This is a genomic window from Kosakonia sp. MH5, from assembly GCF_009935945.1.
In the GTDB taxonomy this organism is placed as follows: domain Bacteria; phylum Pseudomonadota; class Gammaproteobacteria; order Enterobacterales; family Enterobacteriaceae; genus Kosakonia; species Kosakonia radicincitans.
Map to the genome: position 1 here is coordinate 297,611 of NZ_QODH01000005.1, position 21,265 is coordinate 318,875.

Consider the following 21,265-nt stretch of genomic DNA (forward strand, 5'->3'; position numbering starts at 1 on the left):
ACGAACAGAGATGGCCTACCCCCTCTGATGGGGGGGAAAGCACAGGGCGAGAGAGTGGCGACATGGCGTTTTTATCCTCAATCAGGGATGTACCCGCAGTGCAGACGCACGATGAACCGTTCCGTTTCGCCCGCGCGTTACCGCTGATCCTCACCAAGCTCACGCCGCCGCGCTCGCCGGGCGCGTTAGTACACCGTGACCGGCTGTTACAGCAGCTTGACGGCGCCGCATCCCGTAACCTGACGCTGGTGTGCGCCGCCGCCGGGTTTGGCAAAACGACGCTGCTGGCGCAGTGGTATCATCACCGCCAACAACAGGGCGACAGCATCGCCTGGCTGAGCCTTGAAGAGGATGACAACTCGCCGCTGCTGTTTATGCGTTACTTGCAGGAGGCGTTACGCCCGCTCAGCCAGCAGGAAAAAAATCCATCATCGGCATTGTCCAGCGGCGAACTTGCGGGTGATTTTGCTCTCTTCTGCGCCACGCTGATTAACCTGTTGCACACGCACCCGCGCCCGCTGTACCTCATTCTTGATGATTACCAGAATATTCAACACCCGGAGATCCATGCCGGGATAAGCTGGCTGTTGGCGCATGCGCCCGCCTGCCTGCATCTGGTTTTAGGCAGCCGGAGTCCGCCGCCATGGGCGCTCAGCCGCCTGCAAATCGAGGATCAACTGCTGGAGATCGATGATGACGCGCTGCGCTTCACCCACGATGAAGCCCACAGCTGGTTTTCCGCGACCACCGCGGCACCGGTAAAAAAAGAGAGGCTTCACCGGTTAATTTCGGTCACTGAAGGCTGGATTGCGGGCATGAAAATGGCCGCCCTTGCCCCGCACGGTCGCACCGATAACGAGGGGAGCCTGCGGGCCAGTTCCCGATCGGTTTCGCGCTATCTGGATGAGGTCGTCTTCGCCCCGCTACCGGCTGATGTGTTTGATTTTCTGCTGCGAACGTCCCTGCTCAATCGTCTCCATCCGGCATTGTGCGATGCCGTAACTGGTCTGCATAACGGCGAGGAGATGCTCGCCTGGATAGCCGGGCGCAACCTGTTTCTCTCCACGCTCGACGACGAAGGATTCTGGTTTCGTTACCACCCGCTGATGCGCGATGCATTATTAACGCGTTTACAGCGTCATGGGCAGGAAGCCGTGAGTTTGCTGCATGAACGAGCCAGCACCTGGTTTGCCGCCCAACAGCTGTGGGCTGAAGCCATCCGCCATACGCTCGCCGCCGGTAAACCGATGACCAGCCATGCCGTTGCCGGGGCGCAATCGCTGGCTGAAGAGGGCGATATCGATACCATGGTGCGCTGGATGCGCTATCTGCCTGCGGACGTGACGCCCGCGCGTATCGAACTGCAAATCAACCTCGCATGGGCGCTGGCGCACTATTTCCGGTTTGACGATGCGCGTCAACTGCTGGATGAGCTCGACGCGCTGGCGGCAAAAAACCCGGAACTGGCCCGCCCTGCCCGCATCAAACTACGCGTGGTGCGGGCGATTTGCGAAGCCTTCGCCGAAAATATTGCTGCCAGTCTCGCCATTGTGGAGCCGCTGTTGCAGGCGGTGCCCTGCGGCGATATCTGGGTAGATGGCCTGGTGTGCAATATTCTCAGCTACGGCTACCTTGTCGCCTCACGCCCGCAGCAGGCGCTGGCTGTTCATCAGCGTATCGCCATTGCGCAAGCGCCGCTGCGCAACCTGTTTGTGGAGGTTTATCGCGCTTTCGTGATGGCGCAAGCCTGCCTGCGCCAGGGGGATTTAACACAGGCTGAACAGCTGGCTTCCCGCGCGCTGAGTCATGCGGAACAGCATACCGGCGCAAATTCCAGCAGCAGCGCAACGCTGGCACCGGTGCTGGCAGAAATCGCCTGGGAACAGGGAAGCGATGAGCGTATCGAAGCGCTGTTGACCCTGCGGCTGCAAACCATTGATGACGTCTGCCCGCCGGACGGTCTGAGCAGTTGCTACCGTGTACTGGCACATCAAGCGCAGCAAAACAATCAGCCCCACGAAGCGCAGGCGCTGTTACAGCATGCTGAACAGCTGGCTGAGCGACGCGGCTGGTTGCGCATCCGCGCTTTTTTGCTCGCTGAGCGGCTGGCGCTTTACCTGTTGGCGGGTCAACACGATGCCGCCGACAGTGCGCTGGCGCAGTTGCTGCAGATTCGCGCGGCGGATCCTCATCAACAAACGCTTATCGACAGGTACAGCGCCATCAGCCAGTGCCGGATGCAGATGGCGCGCGGCGAACCGCTGATAGCAGCAAGGTTACTGCACGCGCAGGTAGATGCGCTTGAGGAGTGCGGCGAATGGCTTAGCGCTGTGCGCTTGCGCTTGCTGGAAGCCATTGCCCTGTTCCGCGGCGGAGAAATCGCGCAGGCGGCTACGGTGGGCTTACCGGCACTGCAAAGCGCGGTGGGGAAAAATCTGCGTCGCAGCCTGCAAGACCTCGGCCCGGATCTTGCGCTGTGGCTGGCTCACTTGAATAAGCAGCCCGCGCGGGATGTTGTCATCCATACGCTGCTTAGCCAGTTGAGCGCGATGCTGCCCGCCTCCGCAACCGCAAGCCTGCGGTTAACGGAGCGCGAACAGCAAACGTTGTGCTTAATTGCCGACGGCCATTCCAACAAACAGATCGCCCGCTCGCTGGGGATTTCTGTGGAAACCGTCAAATGGCACCTGAAACAACTATATGAAAAGTTGCAGGTGAAGGGGCGCATTCAGGCGGTCAATCAGGCGCGTAAACAACAACTGTTACGCTGACTACTGGCGAAGGGCTTCCAGCAACGCCTGATTAAAACGCGTCGGTTCTTCCATCTGCGGCGCGTGGCCCAGCCCGGCAAACTCAATCAGCTTCGCGCCGGGAATCGCTTTCGCCGCTGCTTTACCGAGCTGTGCATAGTGGCCCAGCTTCGCTTTCACCGCCGGTGGCGCAATGTCGCTGCCAATTGCCGTGGTATCTGCCGTGCCGATCATTAATGTGGTTGGCGTTTGCAGATCCTTAAACTCGTAGAACACCGGCTGGGTAAAGATCATGTCGTAGATCAGCGCCGAGTTCCATGCCACCCGCTCATGCCCCGGCCCTTTATTCAGCCCTGCCAGCATCGTTACCCAGCGCTCGTATTCCGCTTTCCAGCGCCCGACGTAGTAAGTTTTCAGTTCATATTCGCGGATACTCGCCGCCGAGAGTTTCAGCTCCCGCTGGTACCATTGGTCCACCGTGCGATACGGCACGCCGAGCGCTTTCCAGTCTTCCAGACCGATCGGGTTCACCAGCACCAGTTGTTCAACGGCTTGCGGATACATCAGCGCATAGCGCGTCGCCAGCATTCCCCCGGTAGAATGGCCAACGATCACCGCACGGGAAATACCCAGTCTTTGCAGTAAAGCGTGGGTATTGTCGGCTAATTGCTGAAAAGTGTACTGATAATGCGCGGGTTTGCTGGAGGTGCAAAAGCCGATCTGATCCGGCGCGATAACCCGGTAACCCTGCTGGCTCAACGCCGCAATCGTGCTCTCCCAGGTAGCGCCGCAGAAATTTTTGCCATGCAGCAGCACCACCGCCCTGCCGTTGCTTTTGCCGACCGGCGCAACTTCCATATAGCCCATTTGCAGGTTCTCGCCCTGTGAGGTAAAAGCGAACGTTTGCTTAGGATACGGATAGGCAAAACCTTCCAGTTGCGCGCCGTACGACGGCGTGTCGTCCGCGCTGGCATACCCGGTATACAGCGCCGCGAGCAGCATCAGCGGCAGACATTTTTTCATTCCAGATGGCATGAGGGTTCCTCCTTGAATAGAGCGCAAAAAGAAAGCATAGCCTGCTTTCGCCCGGCGTGGGCAAATGCGCCCGGCTACGCTGCGTTGCTCTCCAGCCGCTGACGATGCCGCAGGCCGGGGAACATCTTCATCCATAGCGCCACCACCAACAGCGTGCCGATACCGCCCAACGCCGCAGCGGGCACCGCGCCGAGCCACGCGGCGAGCATCCCGGATTCAAATTCGCCAAGCTGGTTCGAGGTGTTGATAAAGATCGAGTTAACCGCATTGACCCGCCCGCGCATCTCATCCGGGGTATCCAGTTGCACCAGCGAACCGCGGATCACCATACTCACCATATCGCAGCCGCCGAGGGCGAACAGCGCCAGCAGCGACAGCCACATCAGGTTTGAAAACGCAAACACCAGCGTCGCCACGCCAAACCCGGCGACGCTCAAAAACATGATCATGCCGATGTTGCGCGTAAGCGTTCGGTGGCTGAGCCAGAAGCCCACCAGCAGCGCCCCGACCGCAGGCGCACTGCGCAGCAAACCCAGCCCCAGCGGCCCGGTATGCAGGACATCGTGAGCGAAAATGGGCAGCAGCGCCGTCGCCCCGCCCAATAACACGGCAAACAGATCGAGGGAGATCACGCCCAGCACATCCGGGCGGTTGCGGATAAAATTCACCCCGGCGAACAGCGATGAAAGCGTGGCCGGGGTACGTTTCGGCTGCGCCTGTTCATAGCGCAGCGTGCTCACCAAAAGAAGCGACACCAGATATAGCCCCGCCGTGGCGGTATACACCACATCCGCGCCTGCCGCATAGAGAAAGCCGCCCAGCGCCGGGCCGACAATCTGCGCGGCCTGGCCGGAAACCGCATTGGCGGCGGTGGCGCGGGGTAAAATCGAGGCCGGAACCAGCGCCGGTAGCATCGAAATCATCGACGGTGATTCGACGGTTTTGGCGCAGGAGATAATAAAAATCAGCAGCAGGATCACCCAGACGCTGGCGTCGCCTTGCCACGTCAGCCAGGCCAGCGCCGCAATCGCCAGCCATTCGCAAATCTGCCCGATCAGCACCACGCGGCGCCGGTCAAACTGATCGGCGATATGCCCGGCAGGCAGCGCCAGCGTAACCGAAGGAACAAACTGCACCAGGCCAATCATCCCCAGCCAGAAGGCGCTTTGCGTCTGGGAATAGATCTGCCAGCCGACAATGATGGACAACATCTGGAAACCAAAGCTGGAACTGGTTCGCGCCAGCCAGAACGCCACAAACGAACGGTGCTGCAATAAACGACCATCACTGCCGGGTAATACGGGTGCCATAGTTTATCTCATCTTATCCCCGCCATATTTCAAGTTGCATGTGCGTTGGCTTTCCTGTTCGGTGCATCCCTGAGCCTCCTCCCTTTTGGGGCCAGCGCTAGCGCTGTTCAATACGAAAAGCGTTTTGTCCTGCAACTCGAATTATTTTGGGTACTGTATTAATGCCCTGCCGCGGGTGGCGCGCCAGACGCGCCGGAACGCACAAACGGCGGGCGGGCAAACCAAATTAACACCATCAGCACCATGAACCCCCAGCCCAGTAGCCAGAAATAGTCGATGGTTGACATCATATAGGCCTGCTGCTCAATGGTGTTATCCACGGCCGCCAGGTGCTGCTGCGTCACACCGCCCATCTTATTCAGATAGTCCATTGCCGCCGGGTTATAGGTGGTGACACTCTCGGTGAGGTTAGCATGGTGATAAACCTCACGCCGCGACCAAATCCAGGTGGTGAGCGACGAGGCGAAGGAACCGCCGAGCACGCGGAAAAAGGTCGCCAGCCCGGAGCCTTCCGCCACTTCAACGCCGCTCAAATTCGACAGCACAATGGTGGTGATTGGCATAAAGAAAAAGGCCACGCCGATGCCCATAAACATCTGCACTTCGGCAATGGTGCGAAAATCGACGCTGGTATTGAACTGTGCGCGAAGCAAACACGATATGCCCATCGTCAGGAATGACAGTGTGGCGAGGAATCGCAGATCCACTTTGTGCGCATAGCGGCCGATAAATGGCGTCAGCAACAACGGTAAAAAACCCATTGGCGCTGCGGCCAGCCCGGCCCAGATGGCGGTATAGCCCATCTGGGTTTGCAGCCACTGCGGCAGAATAATGTTGATGGCAAAAAACGCCGCATAGCCAAGCGTCAGCGTTGCCGTACCGATGGCGAAGTTACGATCCTTAAACAGCCGCAGGTTCACAATCGGGTGGCTTTCCCCCAGTTCCCAAATCACAAACGAGACCAGCGCAATCGCGGAGATAACCGACATGACGATGATTTCCGGCGCGTTGAACCAGTCAAGATCGTTGCCTTTGTCGAGCACCACCTGCAACAGCCCAACGCCGAGAACCAGCAACGCAATGCCAATGTAATCAATCGGCGCGGCGGTGGTGTTCTCTTCCCTCGTGCGGAGCTGGCTCCAGACGGTAATAGCGGCGAAAATGCCGATCGGCACGTTGATGTAAAAAATCCACGGCCACGAGTAGTTATCGGTTATCCAGCCACCGGTGATCGGGCCGACAATCGGTGCCACGACGGTCACCATCGACAGCAGCGCCAGCGCCATACTGCGTTTGCTGGTCGGGAAAATGACCAGCAATAGCGTCTGACACATCGGGAACATCGGCCCGGCGAAAAAGCCCTGCAGGGCGCGGAAAATAATCAGCTCGGTCATGCTGTGGGCAAAGCCGCAGAGGAACGAGGTCAAAGTAAAGAGCGCCACCGAACCGACAAACAGCTTAAGCTGGCCGAAGCGTCGGGTGAACCACCCGGTCAGCGGCAGCGCAATCGCGTTGCACACCGCAAACGAGGTGATCACCCAGGTGCCCTGATCCGAACTGACGCCGAGGTTACCGGCGATGGTCGGCAGCGCCACGTTGGCGATGGTGGTATCCAGCACTTGCATAAACGTTGCCAGCGACAGCGCAATCGTCGCCAGCAGCAGGCTGGGAGGCGTAAACGCCGACTTATCTTGCATAACGTCTCTCTTAGCGGGCGCTGGATGCTACCGCCTGGCTGTTGTCATGAAGAATTTTCGCCACCAGTTGATCGGCATTTTGCAGCGCGTTCTGGTACACGTCGGTGGTAAAGCGCGGCACGGCAACGGTTTGCTGTGGCAACAGATGACCATCCGTATCACGGATATCCACGCGGGCAAACATCGACAGCCCCACGCGCAGCGGGTGTTTCTGCATATCGTGCGGATCGAGCGTGATGCGCACCGGCAGACGCTGGACAATTTTGATCCAGTTACCGCTGGCGTTCTGCGCGGGCAACAGCGAGAAGGCGCTGCCAGTCCCAATGCCAAGGCTCTCAATCACACCGTGGTATTCAACGTTATCGCCATAGAGATCGGCGGTCAGCGTCACTTTCTGCCCCAGCCGCATCGTCTCCATCTGGCTCTCTTTAAAGTTGGCATCCACCCAGACCTGATCCAGCGGCACAATCGACATCAACGTGGTGCCGGAATCAACCCGCATGCCAAGCTGCACCGCGCGTTTGGCAACAAAACCGCTCACCGGCGCGACAATGGTGCTACGGGCATTATCGAGGTAGCGCTGGCGCAGCGTGGCGACCGCACTTTTGATTTCCGGGTGGCTGTCGACCACCGTGTCATCGACCATCGCCAGATTGGTGGTTAACGCCTGTTGCGCTGCCGCCAAATCGCTTTTCGCGGTGGTCACCGCATCGCGATAATGCGCCAGATCTTCAGCGGCAACCGCTCCGCTGGCGAAGATCTTTTGCCGACGCGCATAGTCATTTTGCGCGGTTTGCAGCGCCACCTGTTTCGCTTCGACCTGTGCGCGATAGTTATCGGCGGTGCTGTAAAGCCCGCGCACCTGGCGCACGGTGCTGGCAAGGTTGGCTTCCGCCTGTTGCAGGGCGATTTCCGTATCGCTCGGATCGAGCAGCACCAGCGGTTGCCCTTTTTCTACGTAATCGCCTTCATCAACGGCAACTTGCGTGACGGTACCGGCGATTTGTGGCGTCAGCGTCACCAGGTTGGCGTTGACATAGGCATCGTCGGTCGTTTCGTAATAGCGGGCATACAAAAAGTACCAGGCCAGACATCCTGCGGCGATCGCCAGCAGAATGAGAAACAAAATAGCGAAGTTGCGCTTACGTTTGCCCGGCGCGCGTTCGGCTTGTGCAGATGAAGTTTGCATCGTAAATACCTTGTTGGACAGCTTAGCGATGTGGGCGAGTTGCCTCGTCCGGCAACATTTTTATCAGTAAATCGACCAGCAACCGGGACTCTTCGGCTGTCAGGCGGCAGGTCAGCGAACGGAGAATCGAAGCCAGCGCCTCATTCTGGAAACGTTCGCAGATCTGCTGCCCTTTTTCGGTCAGGGCCAGGATCACCTGGCGTTTATCCTCCGGATTAGTGTTGCGCACGATCAGATCGCGTTTCACCATTCGTTCCAGCATGCGGCTCATTGCCCCGGCATCCATCAGCAAGTTTTTGCTCACTTCAACCGGGCTGTTAAAACCTTTGTAGATACTGATCAGCACCTTGAACTGAGCGGCAGTGATATCTGTCGACGAAAAATACTGACTAATGAGCTGGTCTTTAAACTGGTTCGCCAGATGAATCAGTAAAGCAAGATGCAGTTTGGGAATGGGGGTCTCAGTCGTGTTCGTCATGATATTTGCCTGGTCAGTAATTACAAATGAAACTACTGACCAGGCAACTAACTGTCAATGGATTGTCAAGATAAGCGCACATTTTGTCAGTCCGTCGGCGACGGACAACCTGCTGTGCCTAGGTTTTCACACTCATACCTCTGACATCGGCCAGGCAGTATCAAGCGTAATAACGGTTCAATTGCCAGGATGATTATTTCAACCTGTAATTGGAACGTTTATTTAAAGTTTTTCGCTGAATTACATATATTATGTTTCTCCATAAGCGAAATTAAAAACACTGCCAATCGCTCAATTTGTGATAATGTAATCCGCATGCTACAAACAATAATAAGCTTCCGTCTCGCTGCATAAAAACATCTCAAATATTATTCAGGAAATGTATTTCTTGAATATTCCCATTCACTCTTAATTAAGAGCATAAATATAGCGGCAAACTACAACCTGAAGTAACTTATAAACGTATGTTTGAGCACAGCACCAGTGACAGCTTAATTGCATGGCCAATTAAGTTATACGTCATTATTTGGAGGACAACATGAGCAACACTCAACACAAATTAGATAAAGCCCGTCCACCACGGGTACAAATAACCTATGATGTCGAGATTGGTGATGCCCAGACGGCAAAAGAATTACCTTTAGTTCTTGGCGTTATGGGGGATTTTACCAATACCGAAACTGAACTGCGCGATCGTAAATTCCTGCACGTTGATAAAGATAATTTCAATGAAATCATGTCATCGATGAAACCGGTCGCTGAATTTTTAGTCGATAGCGCATTGCCCGATCAGGAAGGGAAAATGGCCGTATCATTAACCTTCCAGAATATGGATGACTTTTCGCCAGATAATATTGTTCAACAAGTAGAACCGCTGCGCAAATTGATGGAACTGCGTGAACAATTATCAGACTTACGCAATCGCGCCGCCAGTAATGAACGTTTAAAAACACAGCTGGCAGAAATAGCAATGCAGCAGAACAAACAAACAGAGCAGACAGATAACCCGGCAGAGGAATAAAAATGGATAGTGAACTGGCTGTAGGCACTGTTGCTGAAACATCATTCAGTGATGATTTTCTCAATCAGGTAATCGATAATACAAAAGCAATTCGTCGTGAATCAGATCGCGACCGGATGAAAACACAGCTTAATAATTTTCTCGCCGAAGTAACGGCAGGAACAGTAATTGTCTCAAGCGATCTGATTGGCAGTATCGAACAGCGTATTTCAGCCATTGATGAACTGCTTTCCAGTCAGGTAAGTTTAATTATTCATGCCCCTGAATTTCAGAAAAAAGAGTCTTCATGGCGCGGCCTGCATAAACTGGTGCAGACCAGCGTAACGGAAAATACGCAAGTCCGGGTTCTGCAATGTACTAAACAAGAATTGATAAAAGATTTTAAATCAGCCAGCGATTTCGATCAGTCAATGTTGTTTAAATGCGTCTATGAAAGCGAATACGGTACTTTTGGCGGTACGCCATTTTCGTCCTTTATTGGCGATTTCGAATTTGATAACACGCCACAAGATATTAATTTGCTGGAACAGATTTCCCACGTCGCGGCAGCAGCCCACGCCCCTTTCCTGAGCGCTATTGCGCCGGGCATGCTGTCGATGCAGGATTTTTCCGAGCTGCCTCGCCCACGGGATATGGCGAAATTGTTTGAGACCACGGATTATGCGCGCTGGCGTTCATTCCGCCAGAACGATGATAGCCGTTATATTGGCCTCACCTTACCCCGCGTGCTGGGTCGCATGCCCTACGGCAGTAAAACCATCCCGGCGGAAACCTTTTGCTTCGAAGAACAGATCAATGAAAACGAAAGCGGCAGCGATTATCTGTGGATGAATTCCGCCTGGGAGCTGGCAGGCAAGATCGTTGAATCCTTTGAAGAGTATGGCTGGTGCGCCTCCATTCGCGGCGTCGAAGGGGGTGGACTGGTGCAATCATTGCCGGCGTATAACTACACCTCAATCAGCGGTGAAAGGACCATGCAATGCCCTACGCAGGTCGCTATTTCAGATCGCCGGGAAAAAGAGCTTTCCGATCTCGGTTTTATTCCGCTGGTGCATTGCAAAGGAACCGACTACGCGGCGTTTTTCGCCGTTCAGTCAGCCAACAAACCGCGTTTATATAACTCCGACCAGGCGAATGCGAATGCGCGCCTGTCGAGCCAGTTGCCCTATATTCTGGCCACGTCGCGGTTTGCTCATTATTTGAAATCCATCGTTCGCGATAAGGTCGGCAGCTTTATGTCGCGCAGCGAGTGCGAAGAGTATTTACAGAAGTGGATTATGCAATATGTCGTGGCCTCCGATAACGCAGGCCCGGAAACGAAAGCACGCTATCCCCTCCGCGAAGCCCAAATAGACGTTGTTGAAGTTCCTGGTTTCCCCGGGACTTATCGCGCAATTGCATGGTTAAAACCTCATTTTCAACTTGAGGGTTTGAGTATGTCTTTACGCCTTGTAGCCGATTTACCGTCTGCTGCCGGTGCGTAAATTTATTTTTTCATCGTTTCATTATTAATAAAGGATTAGATATGGCTAAACTCCAGGACTGTCAATTCATCGAAATTAAAATTGACAACAAACCCGTTAAAGGCGCATCGACGGAAGCGGCTTATAAAGACTGGATCGAAGGGTATGCTCCGATGGGTATCATCACGTATTCCGGCCCTGACGGTACCTATTTTGATTCAACTCACGTTTCCTTATTAGTGACGAAGGAAAGCAGTAACTTTTTTGAGCAGTATTTAAAACGCGGCTATAAAAATATTACTATCACGGTCGTACATCGTGGCTCCGACGAATACTCAGCGAACTATGAAATTCAGCGTATCACTTACACTGACTGTAAGATTCAGAGTCTTCGTTACGAAATGCGTGACAAGTTATTTATGGATATTACTTTCACCTTTGAAGGCGAAGTTGATCTCACCATTAACGTGCCGAATGCTGCAGAATCCGGCCTGGATAAAATTGGGCCGATCAAATACGACATCCCGACAAAAGCGCTTAAATAACAGCGTCTACCGGCTACCGCAGGTGGCCGGTTTTTTTCCAGGAAGCGCAATGATGATATATTCATTACTCTTAACGCTCAGTGATAATCACCCTCTTCGTGAAGAAGATGATTATCAGTGCGAAGCGCTTTCGCATCACCAATTGCTGGCAGAGTTAAACATGTGTTTAAGCTCCCGCGCGCGCTATCCCGGTATCGAGGAGATTCCTCTTATTAATACTTCGGTATTGAATTTTGGTATCAATGAGTCATTCCAGAAAACTAACGAACTGACTCCCCGGCGTAATATTATGGAGCAGCGACTGCAAACCACCATTGCCCGTTACGAGCCACGCCTGACGCAGGTTTCCATCATCAGCACCCAAGTCAACCCGGAACATATTAAATTCGAATTACAGGCAAATTATTTAAATAAGCCGTTAACCATCAGGCTTATCTGGAATGACGATACGGGAGTATTTTATTTCGATGAATAGTTTACTTTCTTATTATCAGAAAGAACTGAACTTCTTAAAAAAACATGGCCGAGTTTTCGCTGAACGCTTTCCTAAAATAGCTCGTCGGCTTGGCATGATCGAGGGGGAATCCGCCGATCCGCATGTCAGCCGGTTGATTGAATCTTTTGCCTTATTAACGTCGCGCATTCATCAGCGGCTGGATGAAGATATGCCAGAAGTGGTCGAGGCGCTCATTGCTTCGCTGGCTCCCCAGTTCCTGCGTCCGCTGCCCTCAACCTGCATTGTGATGATGGAACCCGATCCCGCGCGCAGCGGCATCAGCGGCAAAAATATTCTTGCGCCGGGAACCGCGCTGTTTACTCGCAACACTGCCCCGCTGCCCTGCCAGTTTCAAACCATCTACCCGGTAACGCTACTGCCGCTCAGCATCGAGACGGCAAGTCTGCATTTTGACAGCGATATCCTGAACTGGAAGTTACGCTTGCAGTTTCGCGTCTGGCCGGGCGGCGCGATCGGTGCCGAAAAGATCCGCCTCTATCTGCACGGCCAGGACAATGCGGTCAACCTGCTTTATACGGTGCTTTGTTCTGAGCTTCAGAGTCTTGGCCTGTCGCAGGGGGATAACAGCATAGCGCTGTCCGCCACGGCGATCTCCCCCGTGGGTTTTGAGGTGGAAGATGCCCTGCTTACGCGCGATCCCCGCATTGCGCCGATCCATATCCTGTTGCTGGATTACTTCTATTTTCCGCAGAAATTCTCTTTTATTGACCTGCAATTGCCGGAAGATTTTACCGCCAGCGGTAATGAAAGTTTTGAAATTCAGGCCGTTATCAGGCGCAACCGCTTGACGAAAAAACTGGAAAAAATGGCGGATATTGTCGATGCCAGTTTTTTCCGCCTGTTCTGTTCTCCCGCCGTTAATTTGTTTACGCAGCGAGCAGAGCCACTCACGCTCAACGACGCCACCGTCGAGCATCCGGTCATTCCGGACAACCGCTATCCGGGGCTGATTAGCGTCTGGTCAATCGATACCGTTACCGTGCAGCGTAAAACCGAAGGGCGCATTGATCACTGGCCGGTACGTTCACTGCTTGAAAGCCACCTGCACATGGACAAGACGGACAACGCCGGGCTGCGCTGGCAGAGCACTCACCGGGAAGTGCATGGCCCACGCGGCGTGGAGCCAACCTGTTTTATTGCTTTCAGTAAAAGCCAGCCTGGTGCGGCTTCGCCGGATGCCGAGGTGGTGACCATTACCATGCGCTGTAGCAACCATACGTTGCCGCATCAGTTGTCGTATGGTCATCCTGACGGTGATTTTGATGCCGACGCCGCAGTTGCCGCGCTGAAGACGATTGCGCTGACCCATCCGACACGCCCGCTTAATCCCCCGGAAAAGAGCGCGCAACACTGGCGCTTTCTGGCACAACTCTCTCTCAATCATCAGTTGCTGACCGGCGAACGCGGCGCACAACAGCTGGCAGAGATGCTGTCGCTGTATAACCGCGACGTGCAGCCGGGGAAAACGCCGTTATTCATGTTGATACAGTCGCTGGAGTGCCAGCCGGTTACTCGTCGGCTGGTAAAAAACGATCCGCACTCGCTGGCACGCGGCATCAATGTGCTGCTGACGTTTCGCCATCAGGCGCTGAATGAACCTGATTATTACCTGTTCTGCGCCCTGCTGGATCGCCTGCTGGCGCTGTATGCCCCGGTCAACAGTTTTATCCGGCTCGCCACCTGTATTGAGCAGGAAGCAGAAACGCTGCACCAGTGGCCGGTGCGCGCCGGGAGGCTGTCATGGCTTTGATCCCGCTTATCAGCAAATTCAATTTTTATCAGCAAATTCGCCTGCTGCTTCGCATGCTGCGGGATGGCGAAAAAACCGATGAAACGTTACTGGATGAAGCGCTGCATCTGACGTCAACCCTTTCGCTGAATGCGCCGGAGGGTGACGTGGAGTCGCTATCCCAGGCAGCGCCCGGTGAGCCACTTACGGTGACGGCGTTTCACCACGGTCTGACCGGTGCAATGGGCGCGCTGCCTTCGGTGTATACCGAGTGGCTGATTGAGCGCCAGTACCGTTACAGCGACGGCAGCGCCAAAGCATTTTTCGATCTCTTTGGCCACCGGCTCTACTGCCTGGATTATCTCGCCTGGCAAAAAAACCATTTATACGCGCTCGCTGAATCTACAGGTTCCTCGCCGCTCAATATGGCCATCCTTGCGCTTACCGGCCTGACGAATGAAGCGCCCTTCCAGGCGATGGTGAACCACGCCGCGTTATTTGCCGCCCCCGTGCGTTCAATGGTCAACCTGGAGCGCTGGCTGAGTCAGCTGTTTGCTGTCCCGGCGCAGGTGATCCCGTTTACCGGCGGCTGGCGCAGCGTGAGCGATGAGGAGCGCTGCCAGCTCGGCAATCCTCAACACAGGCTGGAAACCGCGCCAATGCTGGGCGCCGTACGTCGGGAGGTGCATGCGCATTTTGATGTCTTGCTCGGCCCGATGTCTGCGGAGTCTTCCCGCCGTTTTATTCCGCAGGGCGCAGCCTGGCAGGATCTCTGGGCGCGTATCCGCGATTACGTCGGCCCGGTAATGGACTTCTCCGTTTCCTTACTGATCAGCCGTTCCTCTCCTGGTTCCAGCCCGCTGGGAATGCGCGCTTTAGGGGTGGATTTTTGTCTTGGCAGCAGCGCGGGGACGTATCTGCATAAAGTGCAGAAGCCTGCCCCGGCCTTTTAAACAGGATTATTGGTATGTCGATTATTGAAAAAAGCAAAGAGCAACAACACCATTTTATCGGCTGGAACGGCGATCTCGCCGGTTCGCTGCTGCTCGTCTCACTTCGCGGGCAGGAATCACTCTCCTCGCCGTATCAATACGAACTGCGTTCGCTGACAAAAATGAAGGAGGCAGATCTGGCTCGCTGGCATGGCGAAGCGGTCTCCTGCCGCATCGGTGACGGCAGTCAGTCGCTGCCGCAGCGCCATCTGCACGGTGTCGTGACCCGCATTCGTTATGCGCAGCGCACCGGGGATGAGGCGGAATGTATTTTCACGCTCGAACCGACACTCTCGCTGCTGCACATGGGGCGCATGATGCGCATCTGGCAAAACACCAGCGTGCCGGATCTGGTCAGTACTCTGCTCAAAAGTTACGGCATCAACGATGTCGAGGTGCAGTTGCATGGCACGTACCCGAAGCGAGAGTACTGCGTGCAGTATCGTGAGTCGGCATTGCGTTTTATCGAGCGAATTTTGCAGGAAGAAGGGATCTACTACTTTTTCCGCCACAGCGCAGCGGCTCATACCTTAGTGCTGGCCGATCATCCCGCCAGCCACGCCACCATTGGCGGAGAGAAACTCGCCTGGCACCATCAGGGTGAAATCATCACCGGCGGCACTATCGATAGCTGGGAAGCCAGCGTGGCGTTGCTGCCTGCAAGCGTGGCGATTCAGGGCTTCAATATGCCGCAAACCGCCGCGATTGATGATCTGAAAAGCGCCCGCAGTGCTGATAAATCCATCTCATCAGTGACGTTCACCGATATCACGCCGCAGGGCGATCGCGAATTGATCACCCGCCAGGCCCAAACGGTGATGGCGGCGAAAGAAGCCAATATTCGCCACTTTGCCGCGACGGCGAATGCGCACTGGTTGAGTTGCGGCGAAATTTTCACGCTGAGCGGCCATCCTTCCGGTGACAAGGCATACAACATTCAGCGTCTGGATCTGGAAGCGGTTAATAACTTCGACGACAACAGCAGCGTCTGCTTTTGCCAGTTGCAGGCGATAAGTAACGATCAACCCTGGGTACCAGCCGATAGCCATCCACTGCCGGAGATCCCTGGCGTTCTGACGGCAACCGTCGTTGGACCTGCTTCAGAAGAGATCCACGCCGATGAATATGGCCGCATCAAGATCCAGTTTCCGTGGGACAAAGAAAACCCCAATGACGATACCTGCTCCTGCTGGGTGCAGGTGGTCCAGCCGTGGAGCGGTGCGAAGTTCGGCGCGCAATTTCTTCCGCGCGTCGGCTGTGAAGTGTTGGTCAGCTTTGTGCAGGGACATCCCGATTTCCCGGTGGTTATCGGCACGGTGCATAACGGTCAGAATAAGCCGCCATTCGCCCTTCCCGCCGGGAAAAACGAGAGCGGTTTTATGTCACGCAGCACGCCCAAAGGCAGCGTCGATGAGGGCCATCGCCTGAGTTTCAACGATAAAAAAGGCGAAGAGTTGCTGACCATCATTGCGCAAAAGGATCTCGCGCTGACGGTAAAAAATGATGCCACCAGCACCATCGCCGCCAACCGCAGCACCGAGTTGACCAAAGGCAACGATCTGTTGGTGCTGAAAGAAGGCGATATGAGCGTCACGCTGGAAAAAGGCAACTGGCAACAGCGCGTGACGGGCAATGCCAGCGCAGAGGTAAAGGACGGCAATTACACGCTCAGCGTTACCGGCAATGCCACCACTGAAGTGAAAGACGGCGAGTACAAGCTCAACGTCACCGGCAATACCACCACCGAAGTGAAAGACGGCGAGTACAAACTCAGCGTTGCCGGTAATACCACCACCGAAGTGAAAGACGGTAACTACAAGCTCAGCGTGGCGGGCAATAACACCACCGAGCTGAAGAGCGGCAATTACATGCTCAGCGTGAGCGGCGGCAGCGGCGGTATCAAAACGGATAAAGCGCTGACGTTCGAATCCACACAAGGCATCGAACTGAAAGTGGGCAGCAACAAAATCAGCCTTTCGCCCAGCGGCATTACGATTAACGGCACCCTGCTCACCCTTGAAGCGAAAGCTACGGCAGAGCTTAAAGGCGCAATGACCACGGTGTCCGGCAGCGGGATGACGCAGGTTTCAGGCGGCATTATTAACATCGGCTAAGGAGAACACCATGGCATCCGTTGAATTATCCCACCACCAACAACTTGCCTGCGGCAACTGGGAAGAAGCCCTGCAACAGTGGCGCCAGCAGTATGACTTCAAAACGGTCGTCAGCCAATTGACCGCCCTGCTTCGGCGCTTTGCCAGCACGGATGCGCTGCCGCTGCTGGATGATATCGCCCGCTACGGCCGTCAACCCGACGAAACACTGCGCTGGCGCATCTTTGAACAGGCGAAGGAGCTGGGTTTTAACACGCCAGTTGGTGCCCTTGCTTTGTCGCTGTTCTGGTCGCAGGGAAGTATGAGCCCGCCGGATCTCGAACCGGTTTATCCCGATCCGCAACTGAGCCAGCAAATCCTGAATTGTGCGCTGGTGATGTCGGCCTGTCAGCTCTCTGAGTCTCCGACGGAGGGCGTACGCCTGCTGTTTTCCCACATTGCTGACGGGGGTCTGTGATGGCTCAACCTGCGGCCCGTGTCTCTGATATGCATACCTGCCCGATGGTGACACCCGGCGTTCCGCCAATCCCGCATGTCGGCGGCCCCATCATGCCGCCAGGCGTCCCTACGGTGCTGATTGGCGGTCTCCCCGCCGCGACCGTCGGCTCAATGGCGACCTGCGTCGGGCCTGTCGACAGCATCGTAATGGGCAGTTTCAAAGTGCTGATCGGCAAAAAACCGGCCGCACGCATGGGAGATAGCTGCGCACATGGCGGCGTGATTGTCGCCGGATGTCCCAAAGTTCTGATCGGATAAGCGAACATGACCCTTGTTGCCGATATTGCGCCGCTGTTAGCGCCAATCAGCCCGGAAAATCCTGCCGGGGAAAATCTGGAATATGAACTGCTGTTTGACACCATCCGCAGCGCGCGTGAAAGCGATCCGGACTACTTGCCCGAAGGCGACTGGTCGGTGAGCGAACCCCGCAAAGCGGACTGGAATAAAGTGCGGATGCTGAGTGAAAAAGCCCTCATGGAGCAGAGCAAAGATCTGCAACTGGCGTGCTGGCTCGTGGAGTCGCGCTGCCATTTGCAGGGGCTTGCCGGGCTGTGCTCAGGCATCGATTTTCTTTGCGCCTTCCTGCAACAGTTCTGGTTTCAGTGCTGGCCTTCGCTTGAGGAAGATGGCGTTTTAGCGCGCCGTAGCCGACTGTCGCGCCTCGATCGCGACATCAGTATGCAGCTTTTTCGCCAGCCGTTACTGGCCCAGGAGATAACCTCGCTGGCGACATGGCGGGAGATTCAGGCATTCGAACAAAAAATCACCGCTCACCCGGAAAGCCGCGAGGAGTTGATAGCGCAGAAAGGCGATCTGTCGATGAGCAGTTTCGATCGGCTGGCGACGCAATTTTCTGCCCATGACATCAGCCAGCAGCTTGCGCTTACGGAACAACTGACCGCTGCGCTGCGGCAATGCGAGGCATGTTATGCCTCGTTGAGTGAGGATCAGGAAGGCGATGTCTTTGTTCTGATCCGCCAGACGTTAGCGGAAGTGACCGACTATCTGCAACGCCTGGCGCAACGGGCAATGCCGTTGGCTACCGACGCTCCAGTTGACAGCGCAGAAGGCGCACCGCTCGCCACGACGTCGCCCTTCGCCACCTCACAGATGATGAACCGCGAGCTGGCCATCAGCCAGATGCTGGCTATCGGTGCCTGGTTTCGCCAGACCGAACCCTCAAGCCCGGTGCCCTTTCTGATGGATCGCGCCGCCCGCTGGGCAAACATGACGCTGACCGAATGGCTGGAAGAGATGCTTACCGACGATACCAGCCTGCATGCCATTCATAATGTATTAACAGGACAGAGCCAATAATGCCGGGAAAACATACCTTTATCATTGCTTTTTGCGCTGCGCTGCTCAGCGGGTGCGCAGAGGAAAACACGGCTCCCGCCACGAAACAGCAGGCCATTGACCAGGTTGCCGCGCCCTTTGCCCAGGGCGCCATCACGCTGGCTATTCAAACCGACCCGGATTTGAATGCGGTGCATGGTATTGCCAATAGCTGCACGTTACTGGTTATCCAGGCGCAACAAGCCAATACACTAAGCAAACTGCTCTCTAACCCTTTCGCGTTAAAGAACCTGTTCAGCGCCGCGGGCGCGCAGGATGAGATCTTAAAAGTTGACCGTTACGCCGCCATGCCGGGACAGCACACGACGCTGCATATCGATCGCAGCGAGAATACCCGTTACCTCGCGGTGGTTGCCGGTTATTACCCGTTCCCGCAAAAGCAGCATATGGCGCTCATCCGTATTCCCGTCGCCACTGAAAGCTCCGGCTGGTGGACGCCGCGCTGGCAGGCGCAACTGGCTCTGCTAACGCTTACCCTGCATCTCGGTAGCAACAGCATGACGCAGTTTACCGGCGCTGAACGCGAGCCGCTGCGCCTGCAAAATGCGGCGCCCGCACCGGCACCATCCCCTGCCAGCCAAGGAAGCTGATATGTATCCGGAACTTCAGCAAATTTACTGGTATTCGGGTGTTTATCTACAGCCGCAACATTTGCAATCTGTCGATCTGCATCATCACTACATGCTGTCGCGCCATCGCCAACTGGCGCAGCCGTGGAACGTTGGGCTGATTGAGTTGGTGTTTAACCCGGAAACGCTGGTTGATTTCACGCTAAAAATTGAACGCCTGAAGGCGCTGTTACCTTCCGGGGATTATCTGGAGTTTCCCGGCAACTGTAGCCTGCAACCGCGCCAGTTTCGCCAGGCATGGAAACAGCTGGAGAAACCGTTAACCCTGTGGCTGGCGCTGCGCCGTTTCGACCCAGGCCACGTGAATGTTGGCGAGTCGCCAAACAGCCGCTGGTTTAAAGCGCCGGAAGAAGGCGTGATGAAAGATGTCTACTTCGACGGACCGGAGTGCAGCGTCTCACGCATTCTTTATAACGTACAGATCCTCACCGACAGCGAGAAAGAGGCGGTGGTGGATTGTGAATTTATTTCCCTTCTGCGGCTGCGCTATGACACCGATCGGGTGATCCCTGACGCCAGTTTTTGTCCTCCGCTGGTCAGCCTTGGCAGCACACCGGTACTGAAAAATCTGCTGGACGGTCTGTATGCCGAGCTGGCAAACCGCGCCTATAAACTCGAAGAGTACAAACGCCCGGAACAGAGCAATACCGCCCAGCGCGGCGATATGACGCAACTATTAGTGATGCGCTCGCTGAACCGGACGCTGCCGTTGCTGCACCACTACTGTCGCACGCCGGGCATGCATCCGTGGCCCGTCTACGGTCTGCTGGCGCAACTGATTGGTGAACTCTCCTGTTTCAGCGATCGCTGTTCATTTAATGGTGAATGGGCCGGTGAGACGATGCGCCTGTTGCCGTATGACCACGATGACCTTTATGCCTGTTTCGCCAGCGCGAAAACCCTTCTGCTGTCACTGCTGAATAACCTGGCGCTGGAAGATAACGTCTGGATCACCTTCATACCAACCAGCCAGCGCATCTTTATCGGCGATTTATCGTCACTCACCGGACAACAGGGCGACAGCGTGTTGCTGCGGCTGCGTTCAGAGCAGCAACTTCCCGGCACAACCGAGAGCAGCAGTTTCAAAGTGGCGCCGGGCTCGGCGATCGGCAAGCTGATTCAACATGCGCTACCGGGGATTGCCGCTACGGCGCTGAACCCTGCGCCGCGTGGCGTGCCGCAGAGCAAAAACGCGGTCTATTACCAACTGAACCAGCAGGACGATCTGTGGAAGAAGATCGGCCAGGAGCAGAGCCTGGCCTTTTACTGGGATGACGCGCCCGACGATCTACAAGTCCAGGCCGTCTTTATGGGGGTGTCATGAGCGAGCTTCTTGATGGCTATCTGCCAGTCTTCAGGCTGGTACTGGAGATGATTGCAGAACCAACATCGTTTACCGATTACGCCGAAGCGCGGCAAGAGTGTCTTGTCCGGCTGGAGCAGGCGATGCAGCGAGCCTGCCAACAGGATGCCAGCGAAGAGGAGAAAGCGGCCGCGCAGTTTGCGGTTATCGCCTGGATCGATGAAACGGTGCTCTGTTCATCCTTGCCGTGGCGTGAGCGCTGGCAGAGTGAATTATTGCAGCGTAAGTATCTGAATATCACCGTCGCCGGAGAGCGCTTTTTTACCTGTCTGGCGCAGCTTGAGCCTGCCTGGCATCAGGCGAGAAAGGTCTTTCTTTTCTGTCTGCAAAATGGTTTTCACGGTCAGTACAGCACGCCCGAGGATGACGAGCCATTGCAGGAGATCATTACAGAGCAGCGTGCGCTGTGTCTGCCGGCATCATGGTTAAGCTGGCCAAACGACAGCGCGATCACGCCCGCGACATGCGGACAAACCGTCGCTACACCGCTGTATAAACACCTGCTACTGCGAGCAACCGTGACCCTGTTGCTGCTGTACGGTTTTTTACTTTTGCTTCTTTATCACTACACAAACTGAC

At 55.4% G+C, this 21,265-nt stretch carries 19 protein-coding genes; 14 read left to right on the forward strand and 5 right to left on the reverse strand.

The genetic code is table 11. From position 1 onward, the window contains the following. The first annotated feature begins 62 nt into the window (after positions 1 to 62). On the forward strand, positions 63 to 2,771 hold the full coding sequence (locus DK872_RS15905) for a LuxR C-terminal-related transcriptional regulator (RefSeq protein WP_161518526.1): 2,709 nt from the start codon (positions 63 to 65) through the stop codon (positions 2,769 to 2,771). Here DK872_RS15905 and DK872_RS15910 read toward each other — a convergent pair whose 3' ends face one another. The 5 genes from DK872_RS15910 to DK872_RS15930 form a co-directional block, all read right to left on the reverse strand. After that, positions 2,772 to 3,785 (reverse strand): alpha/beta fold hydrolase, encoded by a 1,014-nt coding sequence (locus DK872_RS15910; RefSeq protein ID WP_237656206.1) that lies wholly within the window; start codon positions 3,783 to 3,785, stop codon positions 2,772 to 2,774. Between the two features lie 74 nt (positions 3,786 to 3,859). Continuing rightward, complete coding sequence (locus DK872_RS15915) at positions 3,860 to 5,095, reverse strand: MFS transporter (RefSeq protein ID WP_161518527.1); 1,236 nt, start codon at positions 5,093 to 5,095, stop codon at positions 3,860 to 3,862. 158 nt (positions 5,096 to 5,253) lie between these two features. After that, a complete protein-coding gene (locus DK872_RS15920; RefSeq protein WP_007371763.1) occupies positions 5,254 to 6,792 on the reverse strand; it encodes a DHA2 family efflux MFS transporter permease subunit in 1,539 nt (512 codons plus the stop codon). Between the two features lie 10 nt (positions 6,793 to 6,802). Next, positions 6,803 to 7,981: an efflux RND transporter periplasmic adaptor subunit gene (locus DK872_RS15925; RefSeq protein WP_144135228.1), complete on the reverse strand. Its 1,179-nt coding sequence runs from the start codon at positions 7,979 to 7,981 to the stop codon at positions 6,803 to 6,805. 22 nt (positions 7,982 to 8,003) lie between these two features. Next, complete coding sequence (locus DK872_RS15930; RefSeq protein ID WP_007371761.1) at positions 8,004 to 8,459, reverse strand: MarR family transcriptional regulator; 456 nt, start codon at positions 8,457 to 8,459, stop codon at positions 8,004 to 8,006. Positions 8,460 to 8,997: 538 nt separating this feature from the next. On the opposite strand from DK872_RS15930, the gene tssB reads away from it, so the two are divergent. Genes tssB through DK872_RS15995 form a run of 13 tightly spaced genes read left to right on the forward strand, consistent with a single transcriptional unit; the run spans position 8,998 to position 21,264 of the window. Further along, complete coding sequence (tssB, locus tag DK872_RS15935; RefSeq protein ID WP_007371760.1) at positions 8,998 to 9,480, forward strand: type VI secretion system contractile sheath small subunit; 483 nt, start codon at positions 8,998 to 9,000, stop codon at positions 9,478 to 9,480. Between the two features lie 2 nt (positions 9,481 to 9,482). Then, a complete protein-coding gene (gene tssC / locus DK872_RS15940) occupies positions 9,483 to 10,964 on the forward strand; it encodes a type VI secretion system contractile sheath large subunit (protein ID WP_007371759.1) in 1,482 nt (493 codons plus the stop codon). A gap of 41 nt (positions 10,965 to 11,005) precedes the next feature. After that, the gene (locus DK872_RS15945) at positions 11,006 to 11,488 is read left to right on the forward strand and encodes a hypothetical protein (RefSeq protein ID WP_007371758.1); all 483 of its coding nucleotides are present in this window, start codon (positions 11,006 to 11,008) and stop codon (positions 11,486 to 11,488) included. A 49-nt stretch (positions 11,489 to 11,537) separates the two neighbouring features. Further along, positions 11,538 to 11,963 carry a GPW/gp25 family protein gene (locus DK872_RS15950; protein ID WP_079517805.1) on the forward strand — a complete coding sequence of 142 codons (426 nt, stop codon included), beginning with the start codon at positions 11,538 to 11,540 and terminating at the stop codon, positions 11,961 to 11,963. Beyond that, complete coding sequence (gene tssF, locus DK872_RS15955; RefSeq protein WP_071920929.1) at positions 11,956 to 13,755, forward strand: type VI secretion system baseplate subunit TssF; 1,800 nt, start codon at positions 11,956 to 11,958, stop codon at positions 13,753 to 13,755. Before DK872_RS15950 ends, tssF begins: the two co-directional genes overlap by 8 nt. Then, on the forward strand, positions 13,746 to 14,687 hold the full coding sequence (tssG, locus tag DK872_RS15960) for a type VI secretion system baseplate subunit TssG (RefSeq protein WP_035888589.1): 942 nt from the start codon (positions 13,746 to 13,748) through the stop codon (positions 14,685 to 14,687). Before tssF ends, tssG begins: the two co-directional genes overlap by 10 nt. Positions 14,688 to 14,701: 14 nt before the next feature. Beyond that, the gene (locus DK872_RS15965; RefSeq protein ID WP_035888591.1) at positions 14,702 to 16,840 is read left to right on the forward strand and encodes a type VI secretion system Vgr family protein; all 2,139 of its coding nucleotides are present in this window, start codon (positions 14,702 to 14,704) and stop codon (positions 16,838 to 16,840) included. Between the two features lie 10 nt (positions 16,841 to 16,850). After that, on the forward strand, positions 16,851 to 17,297 hold the full coding sequence (locus DK872_RS15970) for a hypothetical protein (protein WP_007371753.1): 447 nt from the start codon (positions 16,851 to 16,853) through the stop codon (positions 17,295 to 17,297). Next, entirely contained in the window at positions 17,297 to 17,596 is a 300-nt protein-coding gene (locus DK872_RS15975) for a PAAR domain-containing protein (RefSeq protein WP_035888596.1), read from the forward strand. The genes DK872_RS15970 and DK872_RS15975 overlap by 1 nt, the downstream gene beginning before the upstream one ends. Before the next feature lie 6 nt (positions 17,597 to 17,602). Continuing rightward, positions 17,603 to 18,655: a type VI secretion system protein TssA gene (tssA, locus tag DK872_RS15980; protein WP_161518528.1), complete on the forward strand. Its 1,053-nt coding sequence runs from the start codon at positions 17,603 to 17,605 to the stop codon at positions 18,653 to 18,655. Next, on the forward strand, positions 18,655 to 19,284 hold the full coding sequence (tssJ, locus tag DK872_RS15985; protein ID WP_161518529.1) for a type VI secretion system lipoprotein TssJ: 630 nt from the start codon (positions 18,655 to 18,657) through the stop codon (positions 19,282 to 19,284). The genes tssA and tssJ overlap by 1 nt, the downstream gene beginning before the upstream one ends. A 1-nt stretch (position 19,285) precedes the next feature. Beyond that, positions 19,286 to 20,647 carry a type VI secretion system baseplate subunit TssK gene (tssK, locus tag DK872_RS15990; protein ID WP_107146674.1) on the forward strand — a complete coding sequence of 454 codons (1,362 nt, stop codon included), beginning with the start codon at positions 19,286 to 19,288 and terminating at the stop codon, positions 20,645 to 20,647. Next, positions 20,644 to 21,264 (forward strand): DotU family type IV/VI secretion system protein, encoded by a 621-nt coding sequence (locus tag DK872_RS15995; protein ID WP_007371748.1) that lies wholly within the window; start codon positions 20,644 to 20,646, stop codon positions 21,262 to 21,264. Before tssK ends, DK872_RS15995 begins: the two co-directional genes overlap by 4 nt. Position 21,265: the final 1 nt, after the last annotated feature.

Excerpts from the sequence above, each read along its gene's own strand:
- tssF (WP_071920929.1), top strand. The coding sequence starts at position 11,956 with ATGAATAGTTTACTTTCTTATTATCAGAAAGAACTGAACTTCTTAAAA.
- tssK (WP_107146674.1), top strand. The coding sequence starts at position 19,286 with ATGTATCCGGAACTTCAGCAAATTTACTGGTATTCGGGTGTTTATCTA.
- DK872_RS15930 (WP_007371761.1), bottom strand. The coding sequence starts at position 8,459 with ATGACGAACACGACTGAGACCCCCATTCCCAAACTGCATCTTGCTTTA.
- DK872_RS15950 (WP_079517805.1), top strand. The coding sequence starts at position 11,538 with ATGATGATATATTCATTACTCTTAACGCTCAGTGATAATCACCCTCTT.
- DK872_RS15905 (WP_161518526.1), top strand. The coding sequence starts at position 63 with ATGGCGTTTTTATCCTCAATCAGGGATGTACCCGCAGTGCAGACGCAC.
- DK872_RS15945 (WP_007371758.1), top strand. The coding sequence starts at position 11,006 with ATGGCTAAACTCCAGGACTGTCAATTCATCGAAATTAAAATTGACAAC.
- DK872_RS15915 (WP_161518527.1), bottom strand. The coding sequence starts at position 5,095 with ATGGCACCCGTATTACCCGGCAGTGATGGTCGTTTATTGCAGCACCGT.
- DK872_RS15995 (WP_007371748.1), top strand. The coding sequence starts at position 20,644 with ATGAGCGAGCTTCTTGATGGCTATCTGCCAGTCTTCAGGCTGGTACTG.
- tssA (WP_161518528.1), top strand. The coding sequence starts at position 17,603 with ATGACCCTTGTTGCCGATATTGCGCCGCTGTTAGCGCCAATCAGCCCG.
- DK872_RS15970 (WP_007371753.1), top strand. The coding sequence starts at position 16,851 with ATGGCATCCGTTGAATTATCCCACCACCAACAACTTGCCTGCGGCAAC.
- tssJ (WP_161518529.1), top strand. The coding sequence starts at position 18,655 with ATGCCGGGAAAACATACCTTTATCATTGCTTTTTGCGCTGCGCTGCTC.
- DK872_RS15910 (WP_237656206.1), bottom strand. The coding sequence starts at position 3,785 with ATGCCATCTGGAATGAAAAAATGTCTGCCGCTGATGCTGCTCGCGGCG.
- DK872_RS15965 (WP_035888591.1), top strand. The coding sequence starts at position 14,702 with ATGTCGATTATTGAAAAAAGCAAAGAGCAACAACACCATTTTATCGGC.
- tssG (WP_035888589.1), top strand. The coding sequence starts at position 13,746 with ATGGCTTTGATCCCGCTTATCAGCAAATTCAATTTTTATCAGCAAATT.
- tssC (WP_007371759.1), top strand. The coding sequence starts at position 9,483 with ATGGATAGTGAACTGGCTGTAGGCACTGTTGCTGAAACATCATTCAGT.
- DK872_RS15925 (WP_144135228.1), bottom strand. The coding sequence starts at position 7,981 with ATGCAAACTTCATCTGCACAAGCCGAACGCGCGCCGGGCAAACGTAAG.
- DK872_RS15920 (WP_007371763.1), bottom strand. The coding sequence starts at position 6,792 with ATGCAAGATAAGTCGGCGTTTACGCCTCCCAGCCTGCTGCTGGCGACG.
- DK872_RS15975 (WP_035888596.1), top strand. The coding sequence starts at position 17,297 with ATGGCTCAACCTGCGGCCCGTGTCTCTGATATGCATACCTGCCCGATG.
- tssB (WP_007371760.1), top strand. The coding sequence starts at position 8,998 with ATGAGCAACACTCAACACAAATTAGATAAAGCCCGTCCACCACGGGTA.